This is a genomic window from Vibrio sp. vnigr-6D03 (assembly GCF_002835515.1).
Classification (GTDB): domain Bacteria; phylum Pseudomonadota; class Gammaproteobacteria; order Enterobacterales; family Vibrionaceae; genus Vibrio; species Vibrio penaeicida.
In genome coordinates this window covers 218,805-245,672 of sequence record NZ_PIZL01000013.1, presented here as the reverse complement: position 1 = coordinate 245,672, position 26,868 = coordinate 218,805, and the positions used below count along the sequence as shown (strand labels likewise).

Here is a 26,868-nt window from a genome sequence, read left to right as displayed (position 1 = left end):
CTTAACTGACTGGCATTAGCCAATAGGCTGCCTTAATATTTAAGCTTTTAACTCATTTGGATTTTGGTTTTTTACGTTTGTCGGTAATTTCCCATTTCCCATCAATGTATAAGCCCGTCCAACCAGATGGCTTACCATCCACTTCAGAGCGCACGTAGTTCTCTTTCGACTTTCGACTAAAACGTACAACTGTTGGTCGTCCATCTGGGTCGTGAGTGGGTGCTGTCGTCAAGTATTTGAACTTAGGAGACAGACGATCCTCAAATCGAACTAGTTCCTCAACTAAAGGCGCACGTGTTTCACGCGATTTGGGAAAGTTGCTCGCAGCCATGAACAAGCCTGAAGCCCCGTCACGTAAAACAAAGTACGCGTCAGAGTTCTCACACGGCAGTTCAGGGAAATGAACAGGATCTTCTTTCGGTGGTGCAACTTCACCATTTTTCAGAATCTTACGAGTGTTCTTACAGTCTTCACTCGTACAGTCCATATATTTACCAAAGCGACCGTTCTTAAGAACCATGTCTGAACCACATTTGTCACATTCAACAAGCGGTCCATCGTAGCCTTTCACCTTAAACTCACCGTGCTCGACTAAGTAACCATCACAATTTGGATTGTTACCACAAACGTGCATTTTACGCTTGTCGTCAATGAGGTATGCATCCATCGCAGTTTCACACTTAGGGCAACGCTTTTTAGCGCGCAATGCTGCAGTTTCAACGTCCTCTTCTAGAACATTGATGATGCCCTCTTCGTCACCTAAGTTAATGGTGGTTTTACAGCGCTCTTTTGGTGGTAAAGCATAACCAGAACAACCTAAGAAAACACCTGTAGATGCAGTACGAATCCCCATTGGGCGAGAACACGTGGGGCACTCTATGTCCGTTAACACAATACTGTTAGGGCGCATGCCCCCAAGGTCTTCTTCTAATTCTGCCTTCTCAAGATCACCTGTGAAGTCAGTAAAGAAGTTGTCTAGAACTGCTTTCCAGTTAGCATCACCTTCTGCAATTTGGTCGAGCTTTTCTTCCATGCGAGCAGTGAAGTCGTAGTTCATCAAGTCGTTAAAGCTATCGTCTAGACGGTCAGTAACGATTTCACCCATTTTTTCTGCGTAGAAACGTCGTTGATCCACTTTGACATAGCCACGATCTTGAATCGTAGAAATGATGGAAGCGTAAGTTGAAGGACGACCAATACCACGTTTTTCGAGTTCTTTAACCAATGCAGCTTCAGTGAAGCGAGCTGGTGGCTTAGTAAAATGTTGCTTGGGGTCCAACGTGACAAGATCAAGAACATCACCAATTTGAACCGCTGGTAGTATCTGGTCTTCGTTCTTACCCATAGGTCGTTGAACACGGGTCCAACCATCAAATTTAAGGATTCGACCTTTTGCTTTCAACGTATATTCTGCAGCTTTTACACTCAATGTTGTCGAATCATATTGAGCCGGCGTCATTTGACACGCTACAAATTGATTCCAGATCAGCTGATAAAGCTTGTGAGCGTCTTTATCCATGCTTTGAAGGTCTTGCTCTTTAACTTCTACGCTAGATGGACGAATCGCTTCGTGAGCCTCTTGAGCCCCTTCTTTGCTACCATACACAATTGGCTTCGCTGGAAGATATTTGTCGCCATATTCAGATCCGATAAAACCACGTAAGGTATCTACGGCTTCAGAACTCAAGTTGGTTGAGTCTGTACGCATATACGTAATGTAACCAGCTTCATAAAGACGCTGAGCTAGCATCATGGTTTTCTTAACACCGTAACCTAAACGAGTACTCGCGGCTTGTTGCAGTGTCGAAGTGATATACGGAGCTGAGGGCTTACTTTTCGTAGGGCGATCTTCGCGCTTACATACTTCGTATTTTGCATTTTCTAAATCAGAAACCGCCGCACTAGCTTGTGTTTCGTTGACAGGCTTGAACGCCTCGCCATTTTTCTGTGCTACTTGCAGACGAAAATCTGTTTTATCTACCGTCTTGGTGTCAGCATGAATATCCCAAAATTCTTCAGGAATGAAAGCGTTAATTTCACGCTCACGCTCAACGAGCAATTTAACCGCAACAGACTGAACTCGACCAGCAGACAAGCCACGCGCTACTTTTTTCCAAAGCAGAGGGGAGACCATAAAGCCCACTACCCTGTCCATGAAACGACGGGCTTGTTGTGCATTAACACCGTCTTGGTTTAGCTCACCAGGTGTTTCAAATGCTTGCTGAATCGCATTTTTCGTAATTTCGTTAAATACAACTCGCTTATAGCGCTCTTCATCACCACCGATGATCTCGCGAAGGTGCCACGCAATAGCTTCTCCTTCACGGTCCAAATCGGTTGCGAGATAAACGTGTTCAGCGTCTTTGGCCAGTTTCTGTAATTCCGAAACAACTTTCTCTTTGCCCGGAAGTATTTGGTAATTCGCTTCCCACTCTTTATATGGGTTGATGCCCATTTTTTTGATCAGGGCTTTGCGATCTTTTTCTTTCTTGATACGCGCTTTTTCTTCAGCGCTCATACCTTTTGTCGACACAGCTGCCGCTTTCTTTGTGCCAGTACTTTGACCAGCTGTAGGGAGATCACGTACGTGCCCCACGCTCGACTTAACTATATAGTCTTTACCAAGGTACTTATTAATAGTCTTTGCCTTGGCAGGTGACTCCACTATAACGAGAGATTTACCCATAACTGACTCAAACGTCCTCAAATTCGATTGCGCATCAATTAGCGCACGCCATACTGGCTCATTGCTTCTTTTTTTACTATTGTGCGAGTTTATAAGAAGGTCAACCAGTTTTTTACATTTCAATTCTGAGTGGTCGACATCTGGTCAATCAGAAAACTGGCATCGCAAAGGGTCTCAAACGTTTTAAACGCATATATACCCCATTAAAAATGCGCACATAGTAATCATGAGATTAGTCGTAGACTAGAGAAAATGGTGGATTTCTGTAATGGCTCACAAAAAAGAGACGATTTCACATTACTGTATCTCTGCAACAACGTCGAAATTCGGTAGAAAAAAGAAAATTGTTCACCTCCTTTGAGCCAAAACAAGTTAACCTCCCCAAAATTCTTGCTAATTTATGCCATATTGATATACCCAAAGAACCTCAAGGTACTTGGTTATACCCTTCCCTCATCTATATTAGAGGTTTCCATGAGTTCAAAAAAAATCATTTCAGAGTTTGACTTGCTGCTCATCGCCAACAGCATTATCCAAGAGCACGAAGAATATATAGAAGGCATGCGCGCAAATTCGGTCATCGAAAAAGATGGCGTTTTGATCTTCAAAGGTGAATACTTTTTAAATGAACAAGGGCTCCCAACTGAGCAAACTCCTGTTGTTTTCAATATGTTTAAGTTACTCGCTCACCAATTGTCCAAAGAATTTACTTTAGAATAAAAAAAGCCCCAGCAAGAATACTGGGGCTTTTTGAATCACACTCAATTTACTGACTTAAACCAGCCAGCTTCTCGAAGTAATCTGGGAAGGTTTTTGATGTGCACTTAGGATCGTTAATCGTCACTGGTGTATCGCTCAGTGCGACTAATGAGAAACACATTGCCATACGATGATCATCATATGTATCAATGGCTGCATGCTTAAGGTTGGGCGTTGGTGTAATGGTGATGTAATCTTCACCTTCTTCCACTTCCGCGCCTACTTTACGCAGCTCTGTCGCCATTGCAGACAGACGATCCGTTTCCTTCACACGCCAGTTATACACATTGCGAATAGCCGTTGTGCCTTCTGCAAATAGTGCTGCCGTCGCGATAGTCATTGCTGCATCAGGTATGTGGTTGAAATCTAAGTCCACGGCTTTCAATTCACCTCGACGAGACACCACATAATCATCGCCCCATTCGATTTCAGCACCCATTTTTTCAAGCGCGTCAGCAAACTGAATGTCGCCTTGGATACTGTTTCGACCAATACCAGTCACCTTAATCTCACCACCTTTTATCGCTGCTGCGGCAAGGAAGTAAGAGGCGGAAGATGCATCGCCTTCCACTAAAAAGTCGCCTGGTGCCTTATAAGACTGTCCTGATGGAACAACAAAGGATTGGTAATCATTGTTGATAACATCCACCCCAAACTGCTTCATAATATGCAGTGTAATATCGATATACGGCTTGGAAACAAGCTCACCAATAATATCAATTTTAATGTCACCTTCTGCTAAAGGTGCTGACATTAAAAACGCGGTTAAAAACTGGCTGGAAATCGACCCATCTATTTTTACGGTGCCGCCTTTTAACCCAGTACCTTTAATTTTTAAAGGTGGGTAGTTTTCGTTTTCTAGGTATTCGATATCTGCACCAGCAGTCTTAAGCGCATCGACCAAATGACCAATTGGTCGCTCTTTCATTCTTGGTTCGCCAGTAAGTACATACTCTCCGCTCCCCAAACACAACGCTGCCGCCAGTGGGCGCATTGCAGTTCCCGCATTTCCTAAAAATAGTTCCTGAGCATTTTCAACATTAAAACTGCTGCCTAGACCTTCCACTTCACAGACGGTGTTGTTGTCTGAAAGCTGATAACTCACACCTAACTTCGTCAATGCATTCAGCATATGGCGAATGTCATCACTGTCTAACAAATTGGTTAGTCGAGTTTTACCCGAAGCCAAAGCGGCTAATAGCAGGGCACGGTTTGAAACACTTTTTGAACCAGGTAAGTTAACCTCACCAGAAACGAGAGAAATGGGTTGTAACGTAAGGCTTTCCATTGATGTTGATTATTCCTGCATAGTCTCACACATCCGAGTGCGAGTTTTTATTTTTCGTACTCGCAGACTAACCAAAAACAGAGTGCTTTGCTAGCACCTGTTAGCCTTACAAACATGCTTTTAATTTCAGCGAACTTAAGAGGGAAACACCTTAGTAAGCAATGTCTACCCGAACTCCGTTATCAAAGTACAAAATTCTTACCGAGTCTCCGCGTTGAAATAGCATATTGGAGTCAACATCTTGTATCACATTGACGAGCTCCCCTTTATCTGTATCTATCAGAATTTCAACTAATTTATGCTCTATCCTATAAATCTGATTAGACCTGTCATGTGCGATACCTGCTCCTGCAACCGCACCCACTACAGTGGCAACTTGCTTACCCGTCCCACCGCCAAATTGGTGTCCAATCAACCCACCTATTGTTGCGCCGGCCAATGTTTGCCAACCACTGGATTTTGATTCTACAATCTGCTGCTCGGTGATATAACGAATACCGTCTACTTTGCCATAAACCACTTCATTTACGGTTCGTGCCTGATTTCTTTGGTATTCAGCCTGCACAAAAACAGGAATAATTAATAACATTAGCAATATTTTTCTCATTATAATTCCTCCAAATTCTGCCAAAATAGTTGATATGAAGATTTTTCTACCTGAACTTAGCACCGATCGACAAAGCTTTCCCTCAACCAAAGAAGCATTGGACAACCCTGATGGTTTGATGGCAATGGGAGGAGACCTTCATCCCGACCGACTACTTTCAGCATACCAGCAAGGCATTTTTCCTTGGTATAGCCATAATGAACCTATTTTGTGGTGGAGCCCTAGCATTCGTGCAACCTTCGATCCTAAGACATTCAAACCAGCGAAAAGTCTCAAAAAATATTTTCGCAAATCGGGCTATGAAGTTTCCATAAACAAAGCGACCAAAGAGGTGATTACCTTGTGCGCAGAAACAAGGTCACCTGAAGAGACTTGGCTGGTTGAAGAAATGAGAGATGCCTATAAACGTCTGGCGTCACTGGGTCATGTTCATTCCGTGGAAGTTTGGCTCAAAGGTCAGATTGTGGGTGGATTATATGGGGTGGAAATTGGACAAGTCTTTTGCGGAGAGTCTATGTTTAGCATACAGCCAAATGCATCAAAAGTGGCTCTCTGGCATTTTTGCCAACATTTTCAACGTAATGGAGGAGCGTTGATTGATTGCCAGCTAATGAACGCGCATTTGCAATCTTTGGGGGCTGCTGAATGTAGCCGAGCTGATTTTATTGATATGTTGGAAATTCTAAAAACAAAAAACGTATCTAAGCAATGCTACCAACCCCAAATACTTGAAAGTCCGATTTCAGGGGAGTTGTCGTGAATCAGAAAGATCAAACTCTAATCCGCATTGGGATGACTGAATCCCATGATTGCAGCTATTTAGACGAGCATGAGGAACGCGTTGCCGTGGTTTTAGACGATGTATTGCATACTTGCTCAGGTTATGAGCTCCTTATGGCCAATGGGTTTCGCCGAAGTGGGAATGCCATCTACAAACCTCAGTGTGATCAATGCAATGCCTGCCAATCGCTCAGAGTTGCAGTCTCAGATTTCAAACCATCGAAAAGCCAGAAACGGCTATTGAATAAGGCGAAAAACGTCGAGTGGAAGATGAAGAACTCGCTCGATGATGAGTGGTTTAATGTGTATGAACAATACATTATTGAGCGCCATCGTGAAGGAAGCATGTACCCTCCTAAAAAACAGGATTTTTCCGATTTCGCACAAAATGAGTGGCTCAATACTCAATTTTTACATGTCTACGAAGAGGGCAAATTGATTGGGGTCGCTGTGACCGACGTGATGTCTAACTGTGCTTCCGCTTTTTACACCTTTTACAACCCCCACTCTGAACTGTCTCTTGGCACATTATGCGTACTCCTTCAGTTGCAGTACTGTCAAAAAAGCGGTAAGCAATGGCTGTATTTAGGCTATCAAATCGACGAATGTCAGGCCATGAACTACAAAGTACGCTTTCATCCTCATCAAAGGCTAGTAAATCATCGGTGGCAGGGGTAGAATACGCCGCAACTTTACTTTTTATTGTTTTAACGGCAAAATTCGTTCGTTGAAAATTTCAGCCAAATTTCTAAAGAGGATTAAATGGCCAAAGAAGACGTAATTGAGATGCAAGGCACGGTTCTTGACACTCTTCCTAACACTATGTTCCGTGTTGAACTTGAAAACGGTCACGTAGTAACTGCACACATCTCCGGTAAAATGCGTAAGAACTACATCCGTATTCTTACAGGTGACAAAGTAACTGTTGAGATGACTCCATACGACTTGTCTAAAGGCCGTATCGTCTTCCGCGCTCGTTAATTTTCGAGACACACAAAAAACGGAGCACTATGCTCCGTTTTTTGCGTTTGCCACCAGGAAATCCAAGTCACAACAAATGGGAAACCTGCTGCGCTAAGTCGAGAATTTGATGACTTCGGTTGTAATTACCCCCAGTGGTTACGATAACGGCCTTTTTGCTAGGTATAACAATGATGTATTGCTCTCCATGCCCCATTGCAGCATAAGCCGATGAATGTTGGGGCAGCTGCCAAAAATGCATTCCATACCCTAAAACACCTCTATTAAACTCACTCTTTTTGATCAACTGAACCCATTCAGAAGCAATAATTTGTTTGCCTTCCCATTGACCATTGTTTAGCAACATCAGTCCAAATTTCCCCATGGATTCGCTATCGGTCATTAACCCCCAATCCGCTCCTGGCTCTCCTGAGCCCAATTGATTGATCCACCGATAATTGCTGATCCCAAGTGGTTCAAATAGCTTCTCGCGCATCACTGTCGCAAATGGCTTGCCGTAGATACGTTCAATGACTTTTGAAAGCCCAATCGTAGATAGCCCGCTGTAACAGAATTGACTTCCTGGCTCAAACCGTAACGTCGTATTCAGAAACATTTCTTCCAAATCTTTTGCTGCGTAGTGCCTCTGAAATGGGTTTCCAATACCGTAAGGCATCGCGTGTTCGTTAAGTGCATACCCCGTAGACATATTGAGTACATGCCTTACCGTTATCGCCATTTTGTCTTGCGTATCTTTGTTTTGGTATTCAGGAAATAAACTGAAAACAGGGACATCGAGACTGGCTAACCGCCCCTCATCAATAGCGATGAAAATGAGCGTTGCGACAAATGATTTTGTCACCGAATGAACATTGTGGAGCGCATCACGACCAACTGGCATATTTGAGGTCTGAATATGGCCATATCGCCCTCCTCCCTCTCGAAAAATTTCAACCAACTTTTTATTGTCCTGCCATACCACTAAAGCGTGGATGCTGTTTGCTTGGTTGTTTTTGATTCTTTCAACGATACCTGAGAAGTTTTCTGGAGCCAAAATCACCTGTGTTTTATTTCCACCACAAGCGGAAAGAACAAAAGCCAATATACATACGCAAAGCCAACGCATAAATAATTCCCTACTTTTCTTATCATTACCTCCAGCGTTACATAAAAAACATAAAGATTGGATTAAAGCCGAATGAAGCTTTTGGGCAATGGGAGAAGGTTTGAAAAACAATGAGGAGGAATGAAAAGCAGAAAGGATATGGAGATAAAAAATGCGCCCTTAGAGGCGCATTTAAAATTAACAATTTTCGTTCAATTAATGAGGAACTGCTTCTTTCTTGTTCTCATAATGGAACACCAACTCATCATCTTTTAGAGTTACCTTAACGGTTCCTCCATCAACTAACGAGCCAAACAGCAACTCATTGGCAAGTGGCTTCTTGAGGTTCTCCTGAATCACCCTAGCCATTGGTCTTGCACCCATGGTTTTGTCGTAGCCTTTGTGTGCTAACCAATGGCGAGCATCTTCTGACACTTCCATGGAAACACCGCGTGAATCAAGCTGCGCTTGAAGCTCAACGATAAACTTATCGACAACTTGGTGAATCACGCTTTCATCTAGGCTATTAAACCAAATGATGTTATCCAAACGGTTACGGAACTCAGGAGTGAATACTTTCTTAATTTCACCCATTGCATCATGGCTATGATCTTGCTGAATCAAGCCAATAGATTTCTTAACCGTCTCGGCAACACCAGCGTTAGTTGTCATAACCAGAATCACATTACGGAAATCCGCTTTGCGTCCATTGTTGTCTGTTAACGTGCCGTTATCCATAACTTGCAGCAGCAGGTTAAAGATATCTGGGTGTGCTTTTTCAATCTCATCAAGCAATACAACTGAATGAGGGTGTTTAATCACAGCATCAGTCAACAAGCCACCTTGGTCATAACCGACGTAACCAGGAGGTGCACCAATCAATCGGCTCACGGAATGGCGTTCACCGTACTCAGACATATCAAAGCGCAACAACTCGACACCCAATAACTTGGAAAGCTGAACTGTTACTTCAGTTTTACCAACACCAGTAGGACCAGCGAACAAGAACGAACCAACAGGTTTGTTATCCGCGCCTAATCCCGCTCGAGTAAGCTTGATTGCTTCGCTCAATACTTCGATTGCTGGGTCTTGACCAAACACCAACATCTTCATTTTTTCATCAAGATTCAGCAGGATATCTTTGTCTGAAGAAGATACGGATTTTTCCGGAATGCGAGCCATTTTGGCAACCATATTCTCAATATCGGAAACACCCACCGTCTTCTTACGACGACTTGCCGGAGCCAGACGACTGCGCGCACCTGCCTCATCAATTACGTCTATTGCTTTATCGGGCAAATGGCGCTCATTGATGTATTTGGCTGAAAGCTCTACCGCAGCACGTAAAGCCTGCTTGGTGTAGCGAACTTCATGGTGAGCTTCGTATTTAGGCTTAAGACCAATCAAAATCTTAGTCGTATCGTCCAATGAAGGCTCTACGATATCGATCTTCTGGAATCGGCGTGAAAGCGCTCGCTCTTTTTCAAAAATATTGCTGTATTCTTGATACGTTGTGGAACCGATGCAACGAAGCTTGCCACTGCTAAGGAGTGGTTTAATCAAATTAGCGGCATCAACTTGCCCACCTGATGCGGCACCTGCCCCGATGATAGTGTGAATTTCATCGATAAACAGAATCGCGTCTTCTTCTTTTTCTAACTGCTTAAGTATTGCTTTGAAGCGTTTTTCAAAGTCACCACGGTACTTAGTACCAGCAAGTAAAGATCCGATATCCAAAGAATAAATAACGCTGTCTTTGATCACTTCTGGTACTTGACCTTCTACAATTCTCCAAGCCAGCCCTTCAGCAATTGCCGTTTTACCTACGCCCGCCTCACCAACCAGCAGTGGGTTATTTTTACGGCGTCGGCAAAGTACTTGTATCGTACGCTCAAGTTCTTTATCTCGACCAATAAGCGGATCGATATGCCCTTGTTTTGCAATCTGATTTAGATTAGTTGCAAAGTTTTCTAATCGTTCTTCAGAGTTGCCATCTTCCGATGAAGACTCTTCACCAAATACATTAGAAGACGAATCTTCTTCACCGTTATTTTGCGGTGATTTACTGATTCCATGCGAAATGTAGTTAACGATATCTAAGCGGCTAATGTCATTTTTCTTGAGTAGATAAGCCGCGTGAGATTCTTGCTCGCTAAAGATAGCAACCAATACATTCGCACCCGTTACTTCACTACGCCCTGAAGACTGGACGTGGAAAACAGCACGTTGCAATACGCGTTGAAAACTTAGAGTAGGTTGAGTTTCTCTTGTCTCATCGTTTTCTGGAATAAGAGGTGTTGTTTGATCGATAAATGTATCAAGCTCCTGGCGAAGAACGTCCAGGTCAGCTTGGCATGCTTTTAGTGCTTCTTTTGCAGCGTCGTTGTCGAGTAGCGCGAGGAGCAGATGTTCAACGGTCATGAATTCATGGCGTTTGTCTCTCGCACGAGCAAAAGCACTATTAAGGCTCGACTCTAGTTCTTTATTTAGCATAAGTACCTCCCCAAAAGAACAACCTATGTTGCTCAAGCAAGCTTTATGCCTGCTCCATTGTACATAACAGCGGATGCTCATTCTCTTTCGAGTGCACAGTGACTTGCGCCACCTTTGTCTCCGCAACTTCGGCAGTGTAAGTGCCACAAATTGCTTTCCCATCGTAATGCACTTTGAGCATCACTTGTGTTGCTTTTTCTATATCCATTGAAAAGAAACGTTCGAGTATTTCAATCACAAAATCCATTGGCGTGTAATCGTCATTGTTGAGAATAACGTTGTACATAGCCGGTGGTTTTACTTGTGTTTTTTCTTTCTCCAGTAAATCCGAGTCTGGAGTGACCCATTGATATTGCTTGCTCATTTTTTTGTCGGTTTTTAGGAGGATTGAGACTCAAGGATGTTACTCAAATTTCACCCTCTACTTAAGACTAATGCACCAATTGTATCCCTGCAAATAAAACATTGCTATTGGAGTTATTCAAACTTTAGAGAGATTTTTTATTGAGGAAAATATCACTTTAAGTATCCACAACAACATTATTGTCAATATGCACTCTAGTTATAATTTTGTTAATCTCAAAAATGAAATCTTTGTCAAATTGTTAGATTTTATTACTGCAAACTATTGACTGAGCTCATTCATTGACTAAATTGTGTTCTTGGTGGCTAAAATTTTAGCAATTGCTGAATTGATAGCCATAGCAGTATGATGCAACAATATTGATAGATACAGCTGCGTCGACGTAAACAACATCAGTCACTAAAAAATGCATGAGGGATGTATAGCATGGCTACAGGTACAGTGAAGTGGTTTAATAACGCCAAAGGATTTGGGTTTATCTGTCCGGAAGGAGAAGAGGGCGATATTTTCGCACACTACTCAACAATAAAAATGGACGGATACCGTACTCTTAAAGCTGGACAACCAGTCAACTACGAAGTTGAGCAGGGTCCAAAAGGCTTCCATGCGAGCTCTGTAATTCCAATTGAAGGCGAACCTGCCAAATAATCGAAATTCGGAGTATAAGAAACCCGCTTACGCGGGTTTCTTTGTTTTTATCCCCAAACAACGTTAAACGGAGTTTGGAGAAAAGCTTTAAATAAATGGCTGCAATACATCGGATTGCAGCCTCTTTATCTCTTCGCCTTATACTGCGTCAACAATGCTGTTCAACAATTCGCTCGGACGCATTAGTACAGAAGCTTTCGCATCTACAGGTGCAAAATATCCACCAAGCTGACCCGCAACGCCTTGGGCATCGTTAAGTTGCTTAACGATCGTTTCTTCGCCTTCAGCCAATTGCTTCGCAATAGGACCAAATTGCGCAGACAACTCAACATCGTCTGACTGTTCAGCCAATGCTTTCGCCCAGTATGACGCTAGGTAGAAATGGCTGCCACGGTTATCTAGCTCACCCACTTTACGTGAAGGTGATTTGTTCTTGTCTAGGAATTCTCCTGTCGCCTTATCCAGAGCATCAGCAAGAACTTGTGCTTTCTTGTTGTCCGCTACCGTGCTCAAGTGCTCAAGAGACGCCGCCAGTGCAAGGAATTCGCCCAATGAATCCCAACGTAGGTGGTTTTCTTTTTCTACTTGCTGAACGTGCTTAGGTGCAGAACCACCAGCGCCGGTTTCAAATAGACCACCGCCGTTCATCAACGGAACAATAGACAACATTTTTGCAGAAGTACCCAGCTCTAAAATTGGGAACAAGTCAGTTAGGTAATCACGAAGTACGTTACCCGTTACAGAAATAGTATCTAGACCGTCTTTAATACGAACCAATGAGAATTGAGTCGCTTCAAGTGGCGCTAGGATCTTAATTTCTAGACCAGCGGTATCGTGTTCAGGAAGGTAAGCATTCACTTTCTTGATTAGCTGTGCATCGTGAGCACGGTTTTCATCAAGCCAGAAAACAGCAGGAACACCAGTAGCACGAGCACGGTTAACCGCCAATTTCACCCAATCTTGAATCGGTGCATCTTTCACCTGACACATACGGAAGATGTCGCCTTCTTCAACATCCTGTTCAATTAGCACGTTACCTGCCGTATCAACAACACGTACTTGACCCGATGCTTTCTGAACGAATGTCTTATCGTGCGAACCATACTCTTCCGCTTTTTGTGCCATCAAACCAACATTTGGCACGCTGCCCATTGTTGTTGGGTCGAAAGCACCATTTTCTTTACAGAAATCGATAACGGCTTGGTAAACACTTGCGTAGCTACGATCTGGGATCATCGCTTTCGTGTCTTTTAGCTTGCCATCTGGTCCCCACATTTGACCAGAAGAACGAAGCATTGCTGGCATAGAAGCATCAACAATCACGTCACTTGGTACATGTAGGTTGGTAATGCCGCGGTCAGAGTCAACCATTGCAAGGGCTGGGCGAGTCGCATAGACCGCTTGCAGCGCTGCTTTAATTTCTTCTTGTTGCGCTTCTGGTAGTGACGTGATTTTCGCGTACACATCGCCAATACCGTTGTTTACATCAACACCAATCTGTTCAAACACTTCTTGGTATTTTTCGAAAACGTCTTTGTAGTAAACGCGAACAGCGTGACCAAAGATGATCGGATCCGAAACCTTCATCATGGTTGCTTTCATATGAAGAGAAAGTAGAACGTCTTGCTCTTTTGCTTCTTCAATTTCTTTCTCGAAGAACGAAACCAATGCCGCTTTGTTCATTACAGAAGCATCAATGATTTCCTTGTCTTGCAAAGGAAATTCACTCTTTAGTACATTGATGTCGCCGTTAGCGCCAACGAATTCAATACGTACGCTCGTTGCACCATCAATAGTGACTGATTTTTCGCTACCAAAGAAATCGCTATCGCTCATGCTAGCAACGTGGGATTGAGAGTCAGCACTCCAAGCGCCCATTGAATGCGGGTTTTTCTTTGCGTAATTTTTAACAGAAGCAGGCGCACGACGGTCAGAGTTACCTTCACGTAGAACTGGGTTAACAGCGCTGCCTTTGATTTTGTCATAGACCGCTTTAACGGCTGCTTCTTCGTCTGTTTTTGGCTCTTCCGGGTAATTTGGAAGTGCGTAACCTTTCCTTTGAAGCTCTTTAACCGCTGCTTGTAACTGAGGTACAGATGCGGAAATGTTAGGCAGTTTAATGATGTTCGCTTCAGGCGTTTTTGCCAGCTCACCTAGCTCAGTTAGAGCATCGCCGATACGTTGCTCTTCCGTTAAGTAATCAGGGAAGTTAGCAATAATGCGCCCTGCTAGTGAGATATCTCTTGTTTCGACGTTGATATCAGATGATGAAGTAAACGCGCGGATAATAGGCAGTAGCGAATAAGTTGCCAAAGCGGGCGCTTCATCAGTGATTGTATAAATTATAGTAGGCTTAGTTGTTGGCATGAAATTTCCCTATATATCTGACAGTCTCTATTGGATGAGAAATAGGTCTGCATGAATGTATCGCCAGTCAGTCCGTACTACATCCTCCTATGGCTGACCGCGATTGTTTTCCCAAACTCCTTTAAGAGTCATAGACTCTATAGTGTTTCTATTCTAGTTCAACCGATTACCTGTACCGGTAATTCTGACCAAGCAGAAAACACTGGTTTGGTATCACGTACACATCCTCATTTATCGTAATAATGGAAAGGGTGTGGCGTCTGTATCCTTTAGCGGATACCGTACTCACGTAAAACTAAACAACTCTGATTGTTTAGTCTATCATTCAGTTCGTGATTCCTGTTTTTTGGCGCGCAAATCATAGCCTAATCACAAATGAAGTTAAACTTTCACCCACAGTTCGTTTACATTTTTGCAAGGTAGTTAACATGTCTTTTCGCTCTCGCAGCGTAAAATCAAAGAGTTCTGGTGCTTCTCGCACATCATCTTTTAAAACAAATGCCAAAGTTCGATCAAAAAAATCGCAAAAAACACCTCATAAACCCAACAGTGTGTCCGCAGAAGAACGCAAGGTACTTCTGTTTAATAAACCGTTTGACACGCTAAGCCAATTTACAGATGGCGAAGGAAGAAAAACGCTAGCAGACTATATATCAGTAAAGGAAGTGTATGCGGCAGGCAGGCTAGACAGAGACAGTGAGGGTCTTATGGTGCTTACTAACGACGGAATCTTGCAAGCCCGGTTGACGCAGCCAAAATCAAAATCCCCTAAAACATATTGGGTTCAGGTTGAAGGCTCGCCAGCAGAGGAAGATCTCGAAAAGCTAAGAAAAGGTGTCGAATTGAAAGATGGCATGACATTGCCCGCACAAGTAAACATCATGTCTGAGCCCAATGTATGGGAACGCCACCCCCCCGTTCGCTTTCGCGCTTCTATTCCAACGACTTGGCTTGCGATTACCATCGTAGAAGGAAGAAATCGTCAAGTACGCCGTATGACAGCCAATATAGGCTTCCCTACTCTTCGCTTGATCCGTTATTCCATGGGAGATTGGAACGTAGGCGACTTACAACCAGGTGAATGGAAGTACGTCTCCGTATAGGTCGCCATTTCGAGATATTGATGAAGATTTCAGCAAGTACACCCATTGCTTTTTGTGATTTAACTCTCGGATCTGTATCCAGCAAATTCTTTCTGTTAGAATCTGCCCCCAAGTAATTTATGTGGTAAAAACAATGTCAGATAACAGCCAAAAGAAAGTGATCGTCGGTATGTCCGGCGGTGTTGACTCCTCTGTTTCCGCCTACCTTCTGAAGCAACAAGGCTACCAAGTTGAAGGCCTGTTTATGAAGAACTGGGAAGAAGACGATAATGAGGAATACTGCACCGCAGCGGAAGACTTGGCAGACGCACAAGCTGTTTGTGACAAATTGGGTATCCACCTACACACCATCAACTTTGCTGCTGAGTACTGGGATAACGTTTTCGAGTACTTCTTAGCAGAATACAAAGCCGGACGTACTCCTAATCCAGATATCCTCTGCAACAAAGAAATCAAGTTCAAAGCATTTCTAGAATTTGCCGATGAAGTTCTGGAAGCAGACTACATTGCCATGGGTCACTATGTTCGTCGTACCTTCCCTACAGTGGAAGGCGAAAAACCAAAAATGTTGCGTGGACTGGATGGCAATAAAGACCAAAGCTACTTCCTTTATACATTAAGCTCAGAACAAATTGCTCGTAGCCTGTTTCCTGTAGGCGAACTAGAGAAGCCTGAAGTACGACGTATTGCAGAAGAGCAAGACTTGATCACAGCCAAGAAAAAAGACTCCACCGGTATTTGTTTTATAGGCGAACGTAAGTTCACCGACTTCCTCTCTCGATACTTACCTGCGCAGCCTGGAAAGATTGAAACGCCTGAAGGGCGCGTTATTGGGGAGCACCAAGGCTTGATGTACCATACTTTAGGTCAGCGTAAAGGCTTGCATATTGGTGGGCAAAAAGGCGGTGGTGGAAACGAAGACCCTTGGTATGTTGCAGAGAAAGATCTAAAACGTAATGTACTCATTGCGGTTCAAGGCGCTGATCACCCACTTCTTAAATCCACTGGTTTAATGGCATCACAGCTTCATTGGGTCGATCGCGAAGTAATCAAGCAACCAATGTCCTGTACCGTGAAAACGCGCTATCGCCAACAAGATATTCCTTGTACTATCATCCCGGTTAATGACGAAACCATAAAAGTCATTTTTGATGAACCGCAAGTTGCTGTAACACCTGGACAATCGGCTGTCTTTTATTTAGACGAAGTCTGTTTGGGCGGCGGCATCATAGAAAAACGTATTTGATAATTAAGGAGCACTTACGTGGCTAATACACTTTATGACCGTACCATCGCTTTTGCTGGCATGTGCCAAGCAGTAGCGCTGATGCAAGATATCGCGAAAGAAGGTCACTGTGATAAAGACGCGTTTGAAACCTCTATTAAAGCCATTTTGAACACCACCCCTAACAACACTATTGAAGTATTCGGGGATGAATCAAACCTAAAGATCGGGTTGGAGTGCCTAGAAAAAGGCATCGACAGCACGCCTGCTGGCAGCGAAGTAACTCGCTACCTGATCTCTTTGATGGCACTGGAGCGTAAGCTAAGTGCCCGCCGTGACGCCTTATCTCAATTGGGCGATCGCATTCAAATGGCTCAACGCCAAACCGAACATTTTGATCTGTTCGATGACAACATGATCAGTAATCTCGCCAGCATTTACTTGGATGTAGTCAGCCCGATTGGTCCTCGCATTCAAGTTACTGGCACCCCTTCAGTATTACAGCAAACCGCCAACCAACACAAAGTCCGTGCTCTGTTGCTTTCAGGCATCCGATGCGCAGTACTTTGGCGTCAAACAGGCGGCAAGCGTCGCCATCTAATTTTTGGCCGCAAGAGCATGCTCGAGCAAGCCCAAATTTTACTGGCACGAATCTAACTTAACAAATCACTCAGATATTCAGGAGAATAACATGGAACTGTCAGCATTGACTGCTGTTTCACCGGTAGACGGCCGCTACGGAAGTAAAACGATTGCGTTACGCAGTATCTTTAGTGAGTATGGCCTCCTAAAGTATCGTTCAATCGTTGAAATCCGTTGGTTACAGAAGCTTGCAGCTACAGATGCTATTGCAGAAGTCCCTGCATTCAGCGCTGAAGCAAATAAATTCTTGGACGAGCTAGCAGAAAACTTCAGCGAAGAAGACGCTGCACGCATCAAGGAAATTGAGCGTACAACTAACCACGACGTTAAAGCTGTTGAATACTTCCTGAAAGAAAAAGTTGCAGGTGTACCAGAGCTTCACGCAGTCAATGAATTCATTCATTTCGCTTGTACTTCAGAAGACATTAACAACACTTCTCATGCTCTAATGCTTAAAGAAGCGCGTGAAACTGTCATTCTTCCTGAAATTAAAAACATCATTGATGCGATTAAAGCCCTTGCTGAAGAGTACCGCGATATTCCTCTTCTTTCTCGTACGCACGGTCAGCCAGCATCCCCATCAACGATGGGTAAAGAAATGGCGAACGTCGCTTACCGTATGGAGCGTCAATACAAGCAAATCGCCAATGTTGAAATCTTGGCCAAAATCAACGGCGCAGTAGGTAACTATAACGCGCACCTTTCTGCTTACCCAGAACTGGACTGGCACAAATTTAGTGAAGAGTTCATCACTGAATCTCTAGATGTGACGTGGAACCCATACACAACACAGATCGAGCCGCACGATTACATTGCAGAGTTGTTTGACGCAATCGCTCGTTTCAATACCATTCTGATCGATTTCGATCGCGACGTATGGGGCTACATTGCACTGGGTCACTTCAAGCAGAAGACTATTGCTGGTGAGATTGGATCTTCAACGATGCCACACAAAGTTAACCCAATCGACTTCGAAAACTCTGAAGGTAACTTGGGTCTAGCAAATGCTGTATTCAATCACCTAGCTCAGAAACTGCCTATCTCTCGTTGGCAGCGTGATCTAACAGATTCGACTGTACTTCGTAACTTGGGTGTTGGCGTGGGCTACGCAATCATTGCTTATACGTCGACTCTAAAAGGCATTAGCAAGTTAGAAGTAAACCGTGAAGCATTACTGGCAGAGCTTGATCAAAACTGGGAAGTATTGGCAGAGCCAGTACAAACGGTAATGCGCCGCTACGGCATCGAAAAACCTTACGAGAAGTTAAAGGAACTCACTCGTGGTAAGCGTATCGACGGTGAAGCAATGCGTAACTTTATCGATGGCTTAGAGCTTCCTGAAAACGAAAAAGCACGCTTGAAAGAAATGACACCGGCTAACTACATTGGTCAAGCAATTGAGTTAACAGACAAACTATAACTTAGATAATACTAAGAATATCAAAACCAGCGGGTTAATCTTCGCTGGTTTTTTCTGCCTAAAGAACCTTCCTTCAACTTTTATTTTCATCCGATAATCGATATAAAACCCGCATTAACCCCATCTAACCTATAACTCACAATCCCACAATTGAGCCACAAACATAATCAATTCGATTGCATTTCTTTAAAAGCTCAAAATTTGATCATGTAGCTCTTTTTTTATACACAAACAGTTGTGCATTATGTTAACTGTTTGTTTTATAAGTATTCTCATTTCCGATAATGTAACTAAATATATAAATGCAGTACAAAACATCATTTATTGTGATATAAATCACACCAAATCAAGGATGGTTATAGAAATACAAAAAATACACAAAACAAATCTGAGCCATATAATAAAGAGGAATTTATGTTTCTTAAAAATCTCGCAATCAGCAGAAAACTTGCTTTGTCATTTTCTTTGATTGCAGTTATTAACATTATTTTTGCTGTCTTTTTCCTGAACGGTTTAAAACACATTCAAAACGAGCTGCTCAACTACGCTGACGACACGTTACCAGCGGTCATGACCGTTGAGTCACTCCAACAAGATTTCTTAGAGTTGCGCCTTTCTCAGTACAAACTGCTAAAGGTTCATAACAACCAAGCTGAACTTCTGAGCGACATTCAAAGCAATGAGCTACTAAAAAAAGAGCTATCAAAAAACCTAGCAGCTTACGGCAAAACAGTCTGGCCAGGTGAAGAACAGATCACGTTCGATCAGCTGATGAACGATTGGAATCAATACATCACACAAAGCAACCAATTCCACAAGCTATTGGCTGATTCAAAGAATTTAAAAGCTCAAGAATTAGTACTTAACAATCAGGCAACAGCCGAGTCTATGTCTCGTGCTTTCTCTACATTGAAGCGTATTTTGAACGATGCGATGTTAACGAATAGAGCAACCATTCTTTCAGAGATCGAAGGTTTAGAGTTAAAGAACCTCGTCAGTAATGCCTTAGCTCTTGCCGTCATGTTGATTGTTACTATCATCCTGACTAAAGCGATATGTGGTCCACTGAAAGCAGTCGCGACATTGGCTAACGACATTGCAGACGGTGATCTTTCGCAAAAGCTAGATCGCAACGCCATTGGAAAAGACGAGTTAGGTCAGCTGGCTGAATCCGTTGAATCCATGCAAAACAACCTAAAATCACTCATTGAGCAAGTTGCCTCTGCGGTTTCTCAGGTGAACCAGTCCGCTGGTGAAGTCAACATGATTTCGAAACAGTCTGCAGACGGTATGCAGCATCAACAACAAGAAACAGGTCAGGTATCTTCAGCCATGACAGAGATGGAATCTGTCATTCATGATATTTCGAAAAATACAGAAACCTCCGCTCAAGAAACACAAGATGCGATGAATCTAACTAAGAATGGTAATGATCAAGTTAAATTGATGATCGATGCCATGATGGAAGTCGCGGACTCTATTCGTCTTTCAAGTGAAACCGTCGCTGAATTAGAAAAGCGTTCACAACAAATCCATATTTTTGTCGACGTGATTCAAGATATCGCAGAGCAAACGAACCTTCTTGCACTTAATGCAGCAATCGAAGCGGCACGTGCTGGTGAGAGTGGTCGTGGGTTTGCTGTTGTTGCTTCAGAGGTACGCTCACTTGCTGGTCGTACACAAGATTCAACCGGTGAAATCAGTACAATCATTGAAGAATTTAAAGCCAGTACTCAGAAAGTGAAAAACGTATCTGATGGTAGCCAAGAAAGTACATCAAGGTGCTTAGGGCTGGGTGATCAAGTTCAAGATATTATGGGTGACATCCAAAATGCTGTGACTCAAATTTCTGATATGGGTGTTCAAATAGCCAGTGCTTGTAGCCAGCAATCCGCAGTAGTTGGTGACCTTTCGGTTCGTGTTGAAAACATGCAAAGCTCGTCCGAACAAGTCGCACAAGGCTCTCTTCAAACCGCACAGTCTTGCTCTGAGTTAGAGCAACTGTCTCAATCGCTGCAGCAGTCAATGGCAAAATTCCGACTGGTGTAACTCTTTCATTACTAGGGTCTTTTGACCCACGTAAACCGATCCCGTCTGGGCGTTCAATTCGCCCAGCATATAAATTTAATGCCCTCTCCTATATTCACTCGTTTACTCGGGAGGGGGATGCTTTGGAGAAAAAACATGAAAACTAAATTAACTCTTTTAGCGCTGTCTTTTGCTGCCGCGACCACTATTTCAACGCCTGCACTAAGTGCGCCACTGCTTTCGGGTATTGAAGGCGAATACAGTAATGAATACAAAACCAGTAATGCATGGCTTGAAGTAAACCTATCTCAGTTCAATGACAACATCAATCAGTTCAGAACTTTTGTTAGTGCGGGTACAAGTATTTGTGCGGTTATGAAAGCAGACGCTTACGGAAATGGCATTCAAGGACTCATGCCGACTATCCTTGCCCAAGGCATTCCATGCGTTGCTATTGCAAGTAATGAAGAAGCACGCATCGTTCGTGAATCTGGCTTTGATGGTCAATTAATTCGTGTGCGCGCGGCGAGCAATAAAGAAATTGCTAATGCGGTTCAATACGATGTTGAAGAGCTAGTGGGTTCATTATCTAAAGCTCGCCAGATCGAGCGAATCGCTGAGCGTTTTGATACTGAAATCAATGTTCACCTTGCGCTTAACTCAGGCGGAATGGGTCGTAACGGCTTAGATATGTCGACAAAACGCGGACAAAATGACGCATTAAAAATGACAGATTTTGACAATGTTGAAATTGTAGGAATCATGACTCACTTCCCTAACTACGAAGTGGATTACATCAAAGAGAAAGCCGCAGAATTTGAGCAAAGTGCACTTTGGATCATTGAGAACTCAGACCTTGATCGCGAAGATGTGACTCTTCACGCTGCCAACTCATTTACATCACTCAACGTACCAGAAGCTCAGTTTGATATGGTGCGCCCAGGCGGTGTTTTGTATGGCGATCTTCCTGGACATGCTGAGTACCCTTCTATCGTTTCTTACAAAACAAAAGTGGCATCTTTACATAGACTTCCTGCGGGCAGCACAGTTGGGTATGACAGTTCATTCGTCACAGAACGTGAGACCATTCTAGCCAACCTACCACTTGGTTATTCAGATGGTTATAACCGCAGCCTTGGTAACAAAGCAGAAGTTATCATAAACGGTCAACGTGTTCCTGTTGTAGGCAAGATTTCGATGAATACAACAATGGTTGATGTAACCGATGTTCACGGCATTCGCCAGAATTCAGAAGCGGTACTGTTTGGTACGCAAGGTGACAACAGCATAACCATTGGCGAGATAGAAACGCACACCGACATGATTTTCCCTGAAATCTACACAATTTGGGGTAACTCGAACCCTCGTCGCTACGTTTGGTAACAGTGGGCTCACCCATCAATTGAGCTAGTTACTATATATATTGAGCTGCCCTATGGGCAGCTTTTTCGCTATATAGGCATGATTTATTTATAAAAAACCACGATAAAATTAAGAAAATAATATTAGTAATTAAATAAATAATTTATGAGAAATCATTACTTTTGATATGAAGATAATTATCAACTCAGTGAATATAATTAAATAGAATATTATTAATACAATGATCTTAATTTATAATAAGTAGAGAAAGATTCAGCTAGTGAACATTTAAATGAGACATTGTTCAACTTAACAATTTTACTTACATAATTTAGATGTACTTAGGCTTCTCCTAACCCCATCATACTAAGCCTGAGTTTAAAATCTAATTATTAACTTATTCGGTTTGTTGATGAGAGATAGCATTAAAATATCCTTGGTAGTTCCAGTTTTTAATGAAGAGGAGGCCATTCCTCTCTTTTATAAAACGGTAAAAGAAAATAGCGAACTTAGCCGATATGACATTGAAATTTTGTTTATTAATGATGGGAGTACGGATCTTACCGAAAGCATTATTGAAGCATTATCAGTTAGCGATAAAAATGTCATCTCTTTGAGCTTTACTCGAAATTTTGGTAAAGAACCCGCACTAATGGCTGGATTGGAACACGCTTCCGGTGACGCCGTTATTCCTATCGATGTAGATCTCCAAGACCCTATCGACGTGATCCCTGAAATGGTCGACAAATGGCAAGCAGGGGCAGACGTTGTGCTCGCCAAACGAGTCGATAGAACAAGCGACAGCGTGTTAAAAAGAAACACCGCTGAAATGTTCTATAAAATACATAACCGAATAAGTGATTTAAAAATTCAAGAGAACGTCGGAGACTTCCGCTTACTTTCTCGCGACACCGTCGAGCATATCAAACAACTCCCTGAGCGAAACCTATTCATGAAAGGCATCCTTTCATGGGTTGGTGGAAAAGTTGAAATAGTTGAATACACACGAAATGAGCGAGCGGCCGGTATATCCAAATTCAACGGCTGGAAACTTTGGAACTTTGCCATAGAGGGAATAACCAGTTTCTCGACTCTTCCACTTAGAGTATGGAGCTACATTGGGTTCGTGATTTCTTTTATGTCTCTTTGTTACGGCAGTTGGATTATTTTAGATAAATTCATCAATGAGAACCCTGTCCCTGGTTTCCCTACTTTGATTGTCGCTATTGTATTCCTTGGTGGTATCCAATTGATTGGAATAGGAATCATTGGGGAATATGTGGGTCGGTTATACATTGAGACCAAACAACGGCCAAGATACCTCCTGAAAAAACGAGAATCGTCTAAAGAACAAAAGCAGAAAAAAGGCACCCTGAAAAGCGTCGACTTTTCCTCTTCAACTCAATCCAGTAGTGCATCTCAAAAGGTCAACAGGCCTTAGGTCCCGTTAGCGGTAAGATTGCCATGTCTTACCGCTCTTCATCTTTTCCTGTTCAAAGCCAAGACAAATATAGAATCCACTGACTTGAGAGCCCGTATTCCTCCAGCATGACGGCACTTGGGTGTAGTTAATGTGGTTACTTAGGTATAGAATGTCGGCAAATTTAAAAGATGCGAATCCACCATGTACCAGCTCTCCTTTTCAATAGAAGAATTTCTTACTCATTACTGGCAGAAAAAGCCGACCATTATCAAAGGTGGTTTCTCTAACTTTTCGGACCCTCTTTCTCCGGACGAATTAGCCGGTTTAACCATGGAAGAGGAAATTGATTCGCGCTTTGTTTCCAATTTAGATGATGACTGGGTAGCTGAACACGGTCCTTTTCCTGAAGAAAAATTCGCGGAGCTGGCTGAAACCAACTGGTCGCTTATCGTTCAAGCTGCCAATCATTGGCACCCAGAAGCGGCTGAACTTGTTAAAGCATTCGATGCGATGCCCAACTGGTTGTTTGACGACTTAATGATTAGTTACTCCGTTCAAGGTGGTGGTGTTGGCCCTCATATAGACCAATACGATGTGTTCATTGTTCAAGGTTTGGGGAAACGTCATTGGCGTGTTGGTGCGCTTGATGAAGGACAATATAAAGAAACTTGTCGCCACTCTGTGCTTAGGCAAATTGAAGGGTTTGATCCGATCATCGACGACGTGCTCGAACCCGGTGACATTCTTTATATCCCACCCGGTTTTCCACACGATGGCTACGCACTTGAACCTTCGATGAGTTACTCCGTCGGTTACCGTTCCCCTAAGCAGCAAGAACTTCTCTCCAATTTTGCGGATTACGTATTGGCTCATGATATGGGCGATCACCATCTGCATAACCCTGCTCAAGAAACGCAAGAAACAAAAGGGGTCATTCAGGATAAAGACCTCAATCAGTTGAAAGCCATGCTTAAAAACTCATTGAACGACGAAGCGACACTCGATAAGTTCATTGGCTGCTTAGTGAGCCAGTCTCGCCATCAATTGGATATTGTCTCTGCTGAGGAGAAATGGACACCAGAGGAGCTACAGGGCTATTTACAAGAAGGTGGGGCAATTGAGCGTGTTTCCGGTCTTAGAGCGTATTACCATGAAAACAACCCGCTCACCGCCTATGTAAACGGTGACGTTGTTACAGTCGAAGAATCTCAGCAAGAGATCATACATGCACTGTGTGATCAAAACGTCATCATTTGGGACGATATTGACAACTCAGGTGATGCAGGTACGGCACTCGACATCCTTTGCGATTTCGTTAATCGAGGATATTGGTTTACTCACGAGTAAAGTAACGACTGTGTTAAACAATAAAAGGGAGCATGATGCTCCCTTTAGTATTTTATGGGTAACAAACCTACACTTTAAACTGGTTGACCAAATCTTTTTGTCGTGAGGATATTGCGGAAATTTCTTTACTGATTCTTTCTGATGATTCCGCCTGTTCCAAAATCTGTGCACTTAACTCACGGATATTAGACACGTTGAGATTCACCTCTCCAGACACCGACTGTTGCTCCTCCGCCGCTTTTACAATCTGAGAGTTCATGTCCACGATGGCCACAATAGATTCATCGATTGTATTAAGCTCTTTTACCGCTTTATCAACCTGATCATGTGTATGTGCAGCCAGTTCATTTCCTTCTTGAATTGCGCTCACGACATTTTTGGTCCCGACTTGTACTTTTTCAATCACTTCTCGGATTTCGCCTACTGAATCTTGCGTTCGGCTTGCCAAGTTTCGTACTTCATCGGCGACCACCGCAAAGCCTCGCCCTTGCTCTCCTGCGCGCGCAGCTTCTATCGCAGCGTTTAGCGCTAACAAGTTTGTCTGCTCTGAAATGCCTTCAATCACCGAAAGGATTTCGGTAATGGCCGCATTATTCTTCGCTAAGTCCTCAACCACTGGCACTGCGCTGGTCATTTTATCCACCAACTTCGTCATTTCATCCGAAGAATCGCCAATCACCTCTTTACCTTGAGAGACAGACATATTGGCTTCGTTTGCCGCTTGAACCGCAATTTCGGCATTTTGAACGACCAAGCCCGCCGTTTGCGTCATTTCTTCAGATGCCGTTGCCACTAAGTCGACCTCTTTAAACTGCGCATCACTGCTTTGGCGAGTCACCGATGCTGCTTGCCCCGATTGTTCTGATGTCGAAGAAATATCGTGCGTCGTCGCAACCACCTCTTTGATGATCACTTGCAACTTATCTAAGAACTTGTTGAAGCCCGCCGCTAATTGACCTATTTCGTCTTGGGTTTGAACATCCAGTCTCTGAGTTAAGTCCCCTTCCCCAGAAGCAATATCGTCTAATCGAGTGACCACTTCCTTAATAGGCTTCACTAGGCGAGTAGCAAGACCAGCGATCAACACCAAGCCAAATAGAACCAGCACAACACCGACCATCAATTCGTTTGAAATGGAGCCATTAACCAGTTCAGTTATAACCGAATCAAGTCGAGTCGCGTCGGCCAATACACTCTCGCGAGGCACTTCTAACATGACGCCCCAAGTTTGGTTTGCTACCGAGACAGGTGAAAACACCGTGAGCCACTGTTTATCGGCACTCCACTGGGTTTGGACTTCGCTCGAAAATAGGAAACCCTCCAACATAGAAGCACTGACCCTATTGCTTTGATATTTTTCGCCCAGTTTTGCGCTCGAATCGTCTGTTGCGATCAAAGTGCCATCTAAACTCAGAATCGTAATGTGCCCTTTACCTGCAAATAAGGCTTGATCCGACTGCATAACCGTATCAATCAGAGCATTAAGAGATAATTCAACGCCGAGGAAACCAACCACTTCTTCTTCAGATACAAGTGGGACAGTCAGTGAGGTTTGCAACACATCACCATTTTGGCTGCTGGTAATTCGTGGTGAGGTAACGCAAGCTTGACCGGAATTTATAGGGCATAGAAAGCGCTCAGCCTGAGACGAATCCATCAATTTACTTTCTTCTAGCGGCTCACCAAAAACAAGCGTTTCATCTTCAGGAGAAATCGACCAATAGCTGGCAAATCGCCCCTTTTCGTTGGAGCCTACATAGTCTGCACCATGATAGTTACTGTCTTCTCCATCAAGCGCATCTTCGTTAAAAACAAGGTAAGCCCCACGCACGGTTGGAAAACGCACTACCGTGTTATTCACCATTTCATTGAGCGCGGTTCGCAGTTCTTCACTCGGAGTAAAGTTTTCTAATGCATTGCGCTGCAAAAATAACGCACTCTCACCCAGCATTTCGGCGCGGTAAGTTGCTTCATCAAGATAAGTTTGAACTTCTGCAGCATTCAGTTTGGCCATGCCAGCTAAGATTTGCTGAGATTTATCGATAACGGATTGGGAACTATGGTCAATGACAATCTTCTGATTGCCCGTTGCATTGTAGATTGAAAAACCTATCAAGCTCACCGATGTAAAGAGCAGGCAGAGACCAGCCAGCAGTGTAATTTTCAAATGAACAGATAGCGTTCGCATATTCCCAACCTCCTTTTGCAAACTCGTATTTGTCACAACCCAAAGTTGGTGTTAACAAATATTTTACAGGCAC

General features: G+C 43.3%; 21 protein-coding genes. 13 read left to right on the top strand and 8 right to left on the bottom strand.

Features of this window, described 5'->3' with window-relative positions; all coding sequences use genetic code 11:
• Positions 1 to 52: 52 nt before the first annotated feature.
• Complete coding sequence (gene topA, locus CW749_RS11650) at positions 53 to 2,686, bottom strand: type I DNA topoisomerase (RefSeq protein WP_101112295.1); 2,634 nt, start codon at positions 2,684 to 2,686, stop codon at positions 53 to 55.
• A gap of 474 nt (positions 2,687 to 3,160) precedes the next feature.
• On the opposite strand from topA, the gene CW749_RS11645 reads away from it, so the two are divergent.
• Positions 3,161 to 3,406, top strand: coding sequence for a DUF2498 family protein (locus CW749_RS11645; protein ID WP_101112294.1), 246 nt, complete (start codon positions 3,161 to 3,163; stop codon positions 3,404 to 3,406).
• Positions 3,407 to 3,452: 46 nt separating this feature from the next.
• On the opposite strand, the gene aroA is transcribed toward CW749_RS11645, so the two are convergent.
• A complete protein-coding gene (aroA, locus tag CW749_RS11640; protein WP_101112293.1) occupies positions 3,453 to 4,733 on the bottom strand; it encodes a 3-phosphoshikimate 1-carboxyvinyltransferase in 1,281 nt (426 codons plus the stop codon).
• Between the two features lie 151 nt (positions 4,734 to 4,884).
• Positions 4,885 to 5,340 (bottom strand): glycine zipper 2TM domain-containing protein, encoded by a 456-nt coding sequence (locus CW749_RS11635; RefSeq protein WP_101112292.1) that lies wholly within the window; start codon positions 5,338 to 5,340, stop codon positions 4,885 to 4,887.
• A gap of 34 nt (positions 5,341 to 5,374) precedes the next feature.
• Here CW749_RS11635 and aat point away from each other — a divergent pair, with 34 nt between their 5' ends.
• The 3 genes from aat to infA all read left to right on the top strand — a co-directional run bounded on the left by aat (position 5,375) and on the right by infA (position 7,101).
• Positions 5,375 to 6,100 (top strand): leucyl/phenylalanyl-tRNA--protein transferase, encoded by a 726-nt coding sequence (aat, locus tag CW749_RS11630; RefSeq protein ID WP_101112291.1) that lies wholly within the window; start codon positions 5,375 to 5,377, stop codon positions 6,098 to 6,100.
• Positions 6,097 to 6,798: an arginyltransferase gene (locus CW749_RS11625; protein WP_101112290.1), complete on the top strand. Its 702-nt coding sequence runs from the start codon at positions 6,097 to 6,099 to the stop codon at positions 6,796 to 6,798. Before aat ends, CW749_RS11625 begins: the two co-directional genes overlap by 4 nt.
• Positions 6,799 to 6,882: 84 nt before the next feature.
• Complete coding sequence (infA, locus tag CW749_RS11620; RefSeq protein WP_001040192.1) at positions 6,883 to 7,101, top strand: translation initiation factor IF-1; 219 nt, start codon at positions 6,883 to 6,885, stop codon at positions 7,099 to 7,101.
• A gap of 67 nt (positions 7,102 to 7,168) precedes the next feature.
• Here the strand turns inward: infA and CW749_RS11615 are convergent, their stop codons facing one another.
• The 3 genes from CW749_RS11615 to clpS all read right to left on the bottom strand — a co-directional run bounded on the left by CW749_RS11615 (position 7,169) and on the right by clpS (position 11,042).
• Positions 7,169 to 8,206 carry a serine hydrolase gene (locus tag CW749_RS11615; RefSeq protein WP_101112289.1) on the bottom strand — a complete coding sequence of 346 codons (1,038 nt, stop codon included), beginning with the start codon at positions 8,204 to 8,206 and terminating at the stop codon, positions 7,169 to 7,171.
• A gap of 195 nt (positions 8,207 to 8,401) precedes the next feature.
• Positions 8,402 to 10,678, bottom strand: a complete 2,277-nt coding sequence (clpA, locus tag CW749_RS11610) for an ATP-dependent Clp protease ATP-binding subunit ClpA (protein WP_101112288.1) — start codon at positions 10,676 to 10,678, stop codon at positions 8,402 to 8,404.
• 43 nt (positions 10,679 to 10,721) lie between these two features.
• Entirely contained in the window at positions 10,722 to 11,042 is a 321-nt protein-coding gene (clpS, locus tag CW749_RS11605) for an ATP-dependent Clp protease adapter ClpS (protein ID WP_101112287.1), read from the bottom strand.
• 426 nt (positions 11,043 to 11,468) lie between these two features.
• Here clpS and cspD point away from each other — a divergent pair, with 426 nt between their 5' ends.
• Positions 11,469 to 11,690 carry a cold shock domain-containing protein CspD gene (cspD, locus tag CW749_RS11600; protein WP_167404702.1) on the top strand — a complete coding sequence of 74 codons (222 nt, stop codon included), beginning with the start codon at positions 11,469 to 11,471 and terminating at the stop codon, positions 11,688 to 11,690.
• A 138-nt stretch (positions 11,691 to 11,828) separates the two neighbouring features.
• On the opposite strand, the gene CW749_RS11595 is transcribed toward cspD, so the two are convergent.
• Entirely contained in the window at positions 11,829 to 14,057 is a 2,229-nt protein-coding gene (locus CW749_RS11595) for an NADP-dependent isocitrate dehydrogenase (RefSeq protein WP_101112285.1), read from the bottom strand.
• A 428-nt stretch (positions 14,058 to 14,485) separates the two neighbouring features.
• Here CW749_RS11595 and CW749_RS11590 point away from each other — a divergent pair, with 428 nt between their 5' ends.
• The 8 genes from CW749_RS11590 to CW749_RS11555 all read left to right on the top strand — a co-directional run bounded on the left by CW749_RS11590 (position 14,486) and on the right by CW749_RS11555 (position 24,607).
• A complete protein-coding gene (locus CW749_RS11590) occupies positions 14,486 to 15,160 on the top strand; it encodes a pseudouridine synthase (RefSeq protein ID WP_180958389.1) in 675 nt (224 codons plus the stop codon).
• Between the two features lie 133 nt (positions 15,161 to 15,293).
• Positions 15,294 to 16,406, top strand: coding sequence for a tRNA 2-thiouridine(34) synthase MnmA (gene mnmA, locus CW749_RS11585; RefSeq protein WP_101112283.1), 1,113 nt, complete (start codon positions 15,294 to 15,296; stop codon positions 16,404 to 16,406).
• An 18-nt stretch (positions 16,407 to 16,424) separates the two neighbouring features.
• The gene (gene hflD, locus CW749_RS11580) at positions 16,425 to 17,042 is read left to right on the top strand and encodes a high frequency lysogenization protein HflD (protein WP_101112282.1); all 618 of its coding nucleotides are present in this window, start codon (positions 16,425 to 16,427) and stop codon (positions 17,040 to 17,042) included.
• Positions 17,043 to 17,076: 34 nt separating this feature from the next.
• A complete protein-coding gene (purB, locus tag CW749_RS11575) occupies positions 17,077 to 18,447 on the top strand; it encodes an adenylosuccinate lyase (protein WP_101112281.1) in 1,371 nt (456 codons plus the stop codon).
• A gap of 414 nt (positions 18,448 to 18,861) precedes the next feature.
• The gene (locus CW749_RS11570) at positions 18,862 to 20,496 is read left to right on the top strand and encodes a methyl-accepting chemotaxis protein (protein ID WP_101112280.1); all 1,635 of its coding nucleotides are present in this window, start codon (positions 18,862 to 18,864) and stop codon (positions 20,494 to 20,496) included.
• A gap of 135 nt (positions 20,497 to 20,631) precedes the next feature.
• Positions 20,632 to 21,858, top strand: a complete 1,227-nt coding sequence (gene alr, locus CW749_RS11565) for an alanine racemase (RefSeq protein WP_101112279.1) — start codon at positions 20,632 to 20,634, stop codon at positions 21,856 to 21,858.
• Between the two features lie 391 nt (positions 21,859 to 22,249).
• Positions 22,250 to 23,278, top strand: coding sequence for a glycosyltransferase family 2 protein (locus CW749_RS11560; RefSeq protein ID WP_201797007.1), 1,029 nt, complete (start codon positions 22,250 to 22,252; stop codon positions 23,276 to 23,278).
• A 183-nt stretch (positions 23,279 to 23,461) separates the two neighbouring features.
• Positions 23,462 to 24,607 (top strand): cupin domain-containing protein, encoded by a 1,146-nt coding sequence (locus tag CW749_RS11555; RefSeq protein ID WP_101112278.1) that lies wholly within the window; start codon positions 23,462 to 23,464, stop codon positions 24,605 to 24,607.
• 67 nt (positions 24,608 to 24,674) lie between these two features.
• On the opposite strand, the gene CW749_RS11550 is transcribed toward CW749_RS11555, so the two are convergent.
• Positions 24,675 to 26,795, bottom strand: a complete 2,121-nt coding sequence (locus CW749_RS11550) for a methyl-accepting chemotaxis protein (protein WP_101112277.1) — start codon at positions 26,793 to 26,795, stop codon at positions 24,675 to 24,677.
• Positions 26,796 to 26,868 lie beyond the last annotated feature (73 nt).

Excerpts from the sequence above, each read along its gene's own strand:
- topA (WP_101112295.1), bottom strand. The coding sequence starts at position 2,686 with ATGGGTAAATCTCTCGTTATAGTGGAGTCACCTGCCAAGGCAAAGACT.
- CW749_RS11645 (WP_101112294.1), top strand. The coding sequence starts at position 3,161 with ATGAGTTCAAAAAAAATCATTTCAGAGTTTGACTTGCTGCTCATCGCC.
- aroA (WP_101112293.1), bottom strand. The coding sequence starts at position 4,733 with ATGGAAAGCCTTACGTTACAACCCATTTCTCTCGTTTCTGGTGAGGTT.
- CW749_RS11635 (WP_101112292.1), bottom strand. The coding sequence starts at position 5,340 with ATGAGAAAAATATTGCTAATGTTATTAATTATTCCTGTTTTTGTGCAG.
- aat (WP_101112291.1), top strand. The coding sequence starts at position 5,375 with ATGAAGATTTTTCTACCTGAACTTAGCACCGATCGACAAAGCTTTCCC.
- infA (WP_001040192.1), top strand. The coding sequence starts at position 6,883 with ATGGCCAAAGAAGACGTAATTGAGATGCAAGGCACGGTTCTTGACACT.
- CW749_RS11615 (WP_101112289.1), bottom strand. The coding sequence starts at position 8,206 with ATGCGTTGGCTTTGCGTATGTATATTGGCTTTTGTTCTTTCCGCTTGT.
- clpA (WP_101112288.1), bottom strand. The coding sequence starts at position 10,678 with ATGCTAAATAAAGAACTAGAGTCGAGCCTTAATAGTGCTTTTGCTCGT.
- clpS (WP_101112287.1), bottom strand. The coding sequence starts at position 11,042 with ATGAGCAAGCAATATCAATGGGTCACTCCAGACTCGGATTTACTGGAG.
- cspD (WP_167404702.1), top strand. The coding sequence starts at position 11,469 with ATGGCTACAGGTACAGTGAAGTGGTTTAATAACGCCAAAGGATTTGGG.
- CW749_RS11595 (WP_101112285.1), bottom strand. The coding sequence starts at position 14,057 with ATGCCAACAACTAAGCCTACTATAATTTATACAATCACTGATGAAGCG.
- CW749_RS11590 (WP_180958389.1), top strand. The coding sequence starts at position 14,486 with ATGTCTTTTCGCTCTCGCAGCGTAAAATCAAAGAGTTCTGGTGCTTCT.
- mnmA (WP_101112283.1), top strand. The coding sequence starts at position 15,294 with ATGTCAGATAACAGCCAAAAGAAAGTGATCGTCGGTATGTCCGGCGGT.
- purB (WP_101112281.1), top strand. The coding sequence starts at position 17,077 with ATGGAACTGTCAGCATTGACTGCTGTTTCACCGGTAGACGGCCGCTAC.
- CW749_RS11570 (WP_101112280.1), top strand. The coding sequence starts at position 18,862 with ATGTTTCTTAAAAATCTCGCAATCAGCAGAAAACTTGCTTTGTCATTT.
- alr (WP_101112279.1), top strand. The coding sequence starts at position 20,632 with ATGAAAACTAAATTAACTCTTTTAGCGCTGTCTTTTGCTGCCGCGACC.
- CW749_RS11560 (WP_201797007.1), top strand. The coding sequence starts at position 22,250 with ATGAGAGATAGCATTAAAATATCCTTGGTAGTTCCAGTTTTTAATGAA.
- CW749_RS11555 (WP_101112278.1), top strand. The coding sequence starts at position 23,462 with ATGTACCAGCTCTCCTTTTCAATAGAAGAATTTCTTACTCATTACTGG.
- CW749_RS11550 (WP_101112277.1), bottom strand. The coding sequence starts at position 26,795 with ATGCGAACGCTATCTGTTCATTTGAAAATTACACTGCTGGCTGGTCTC.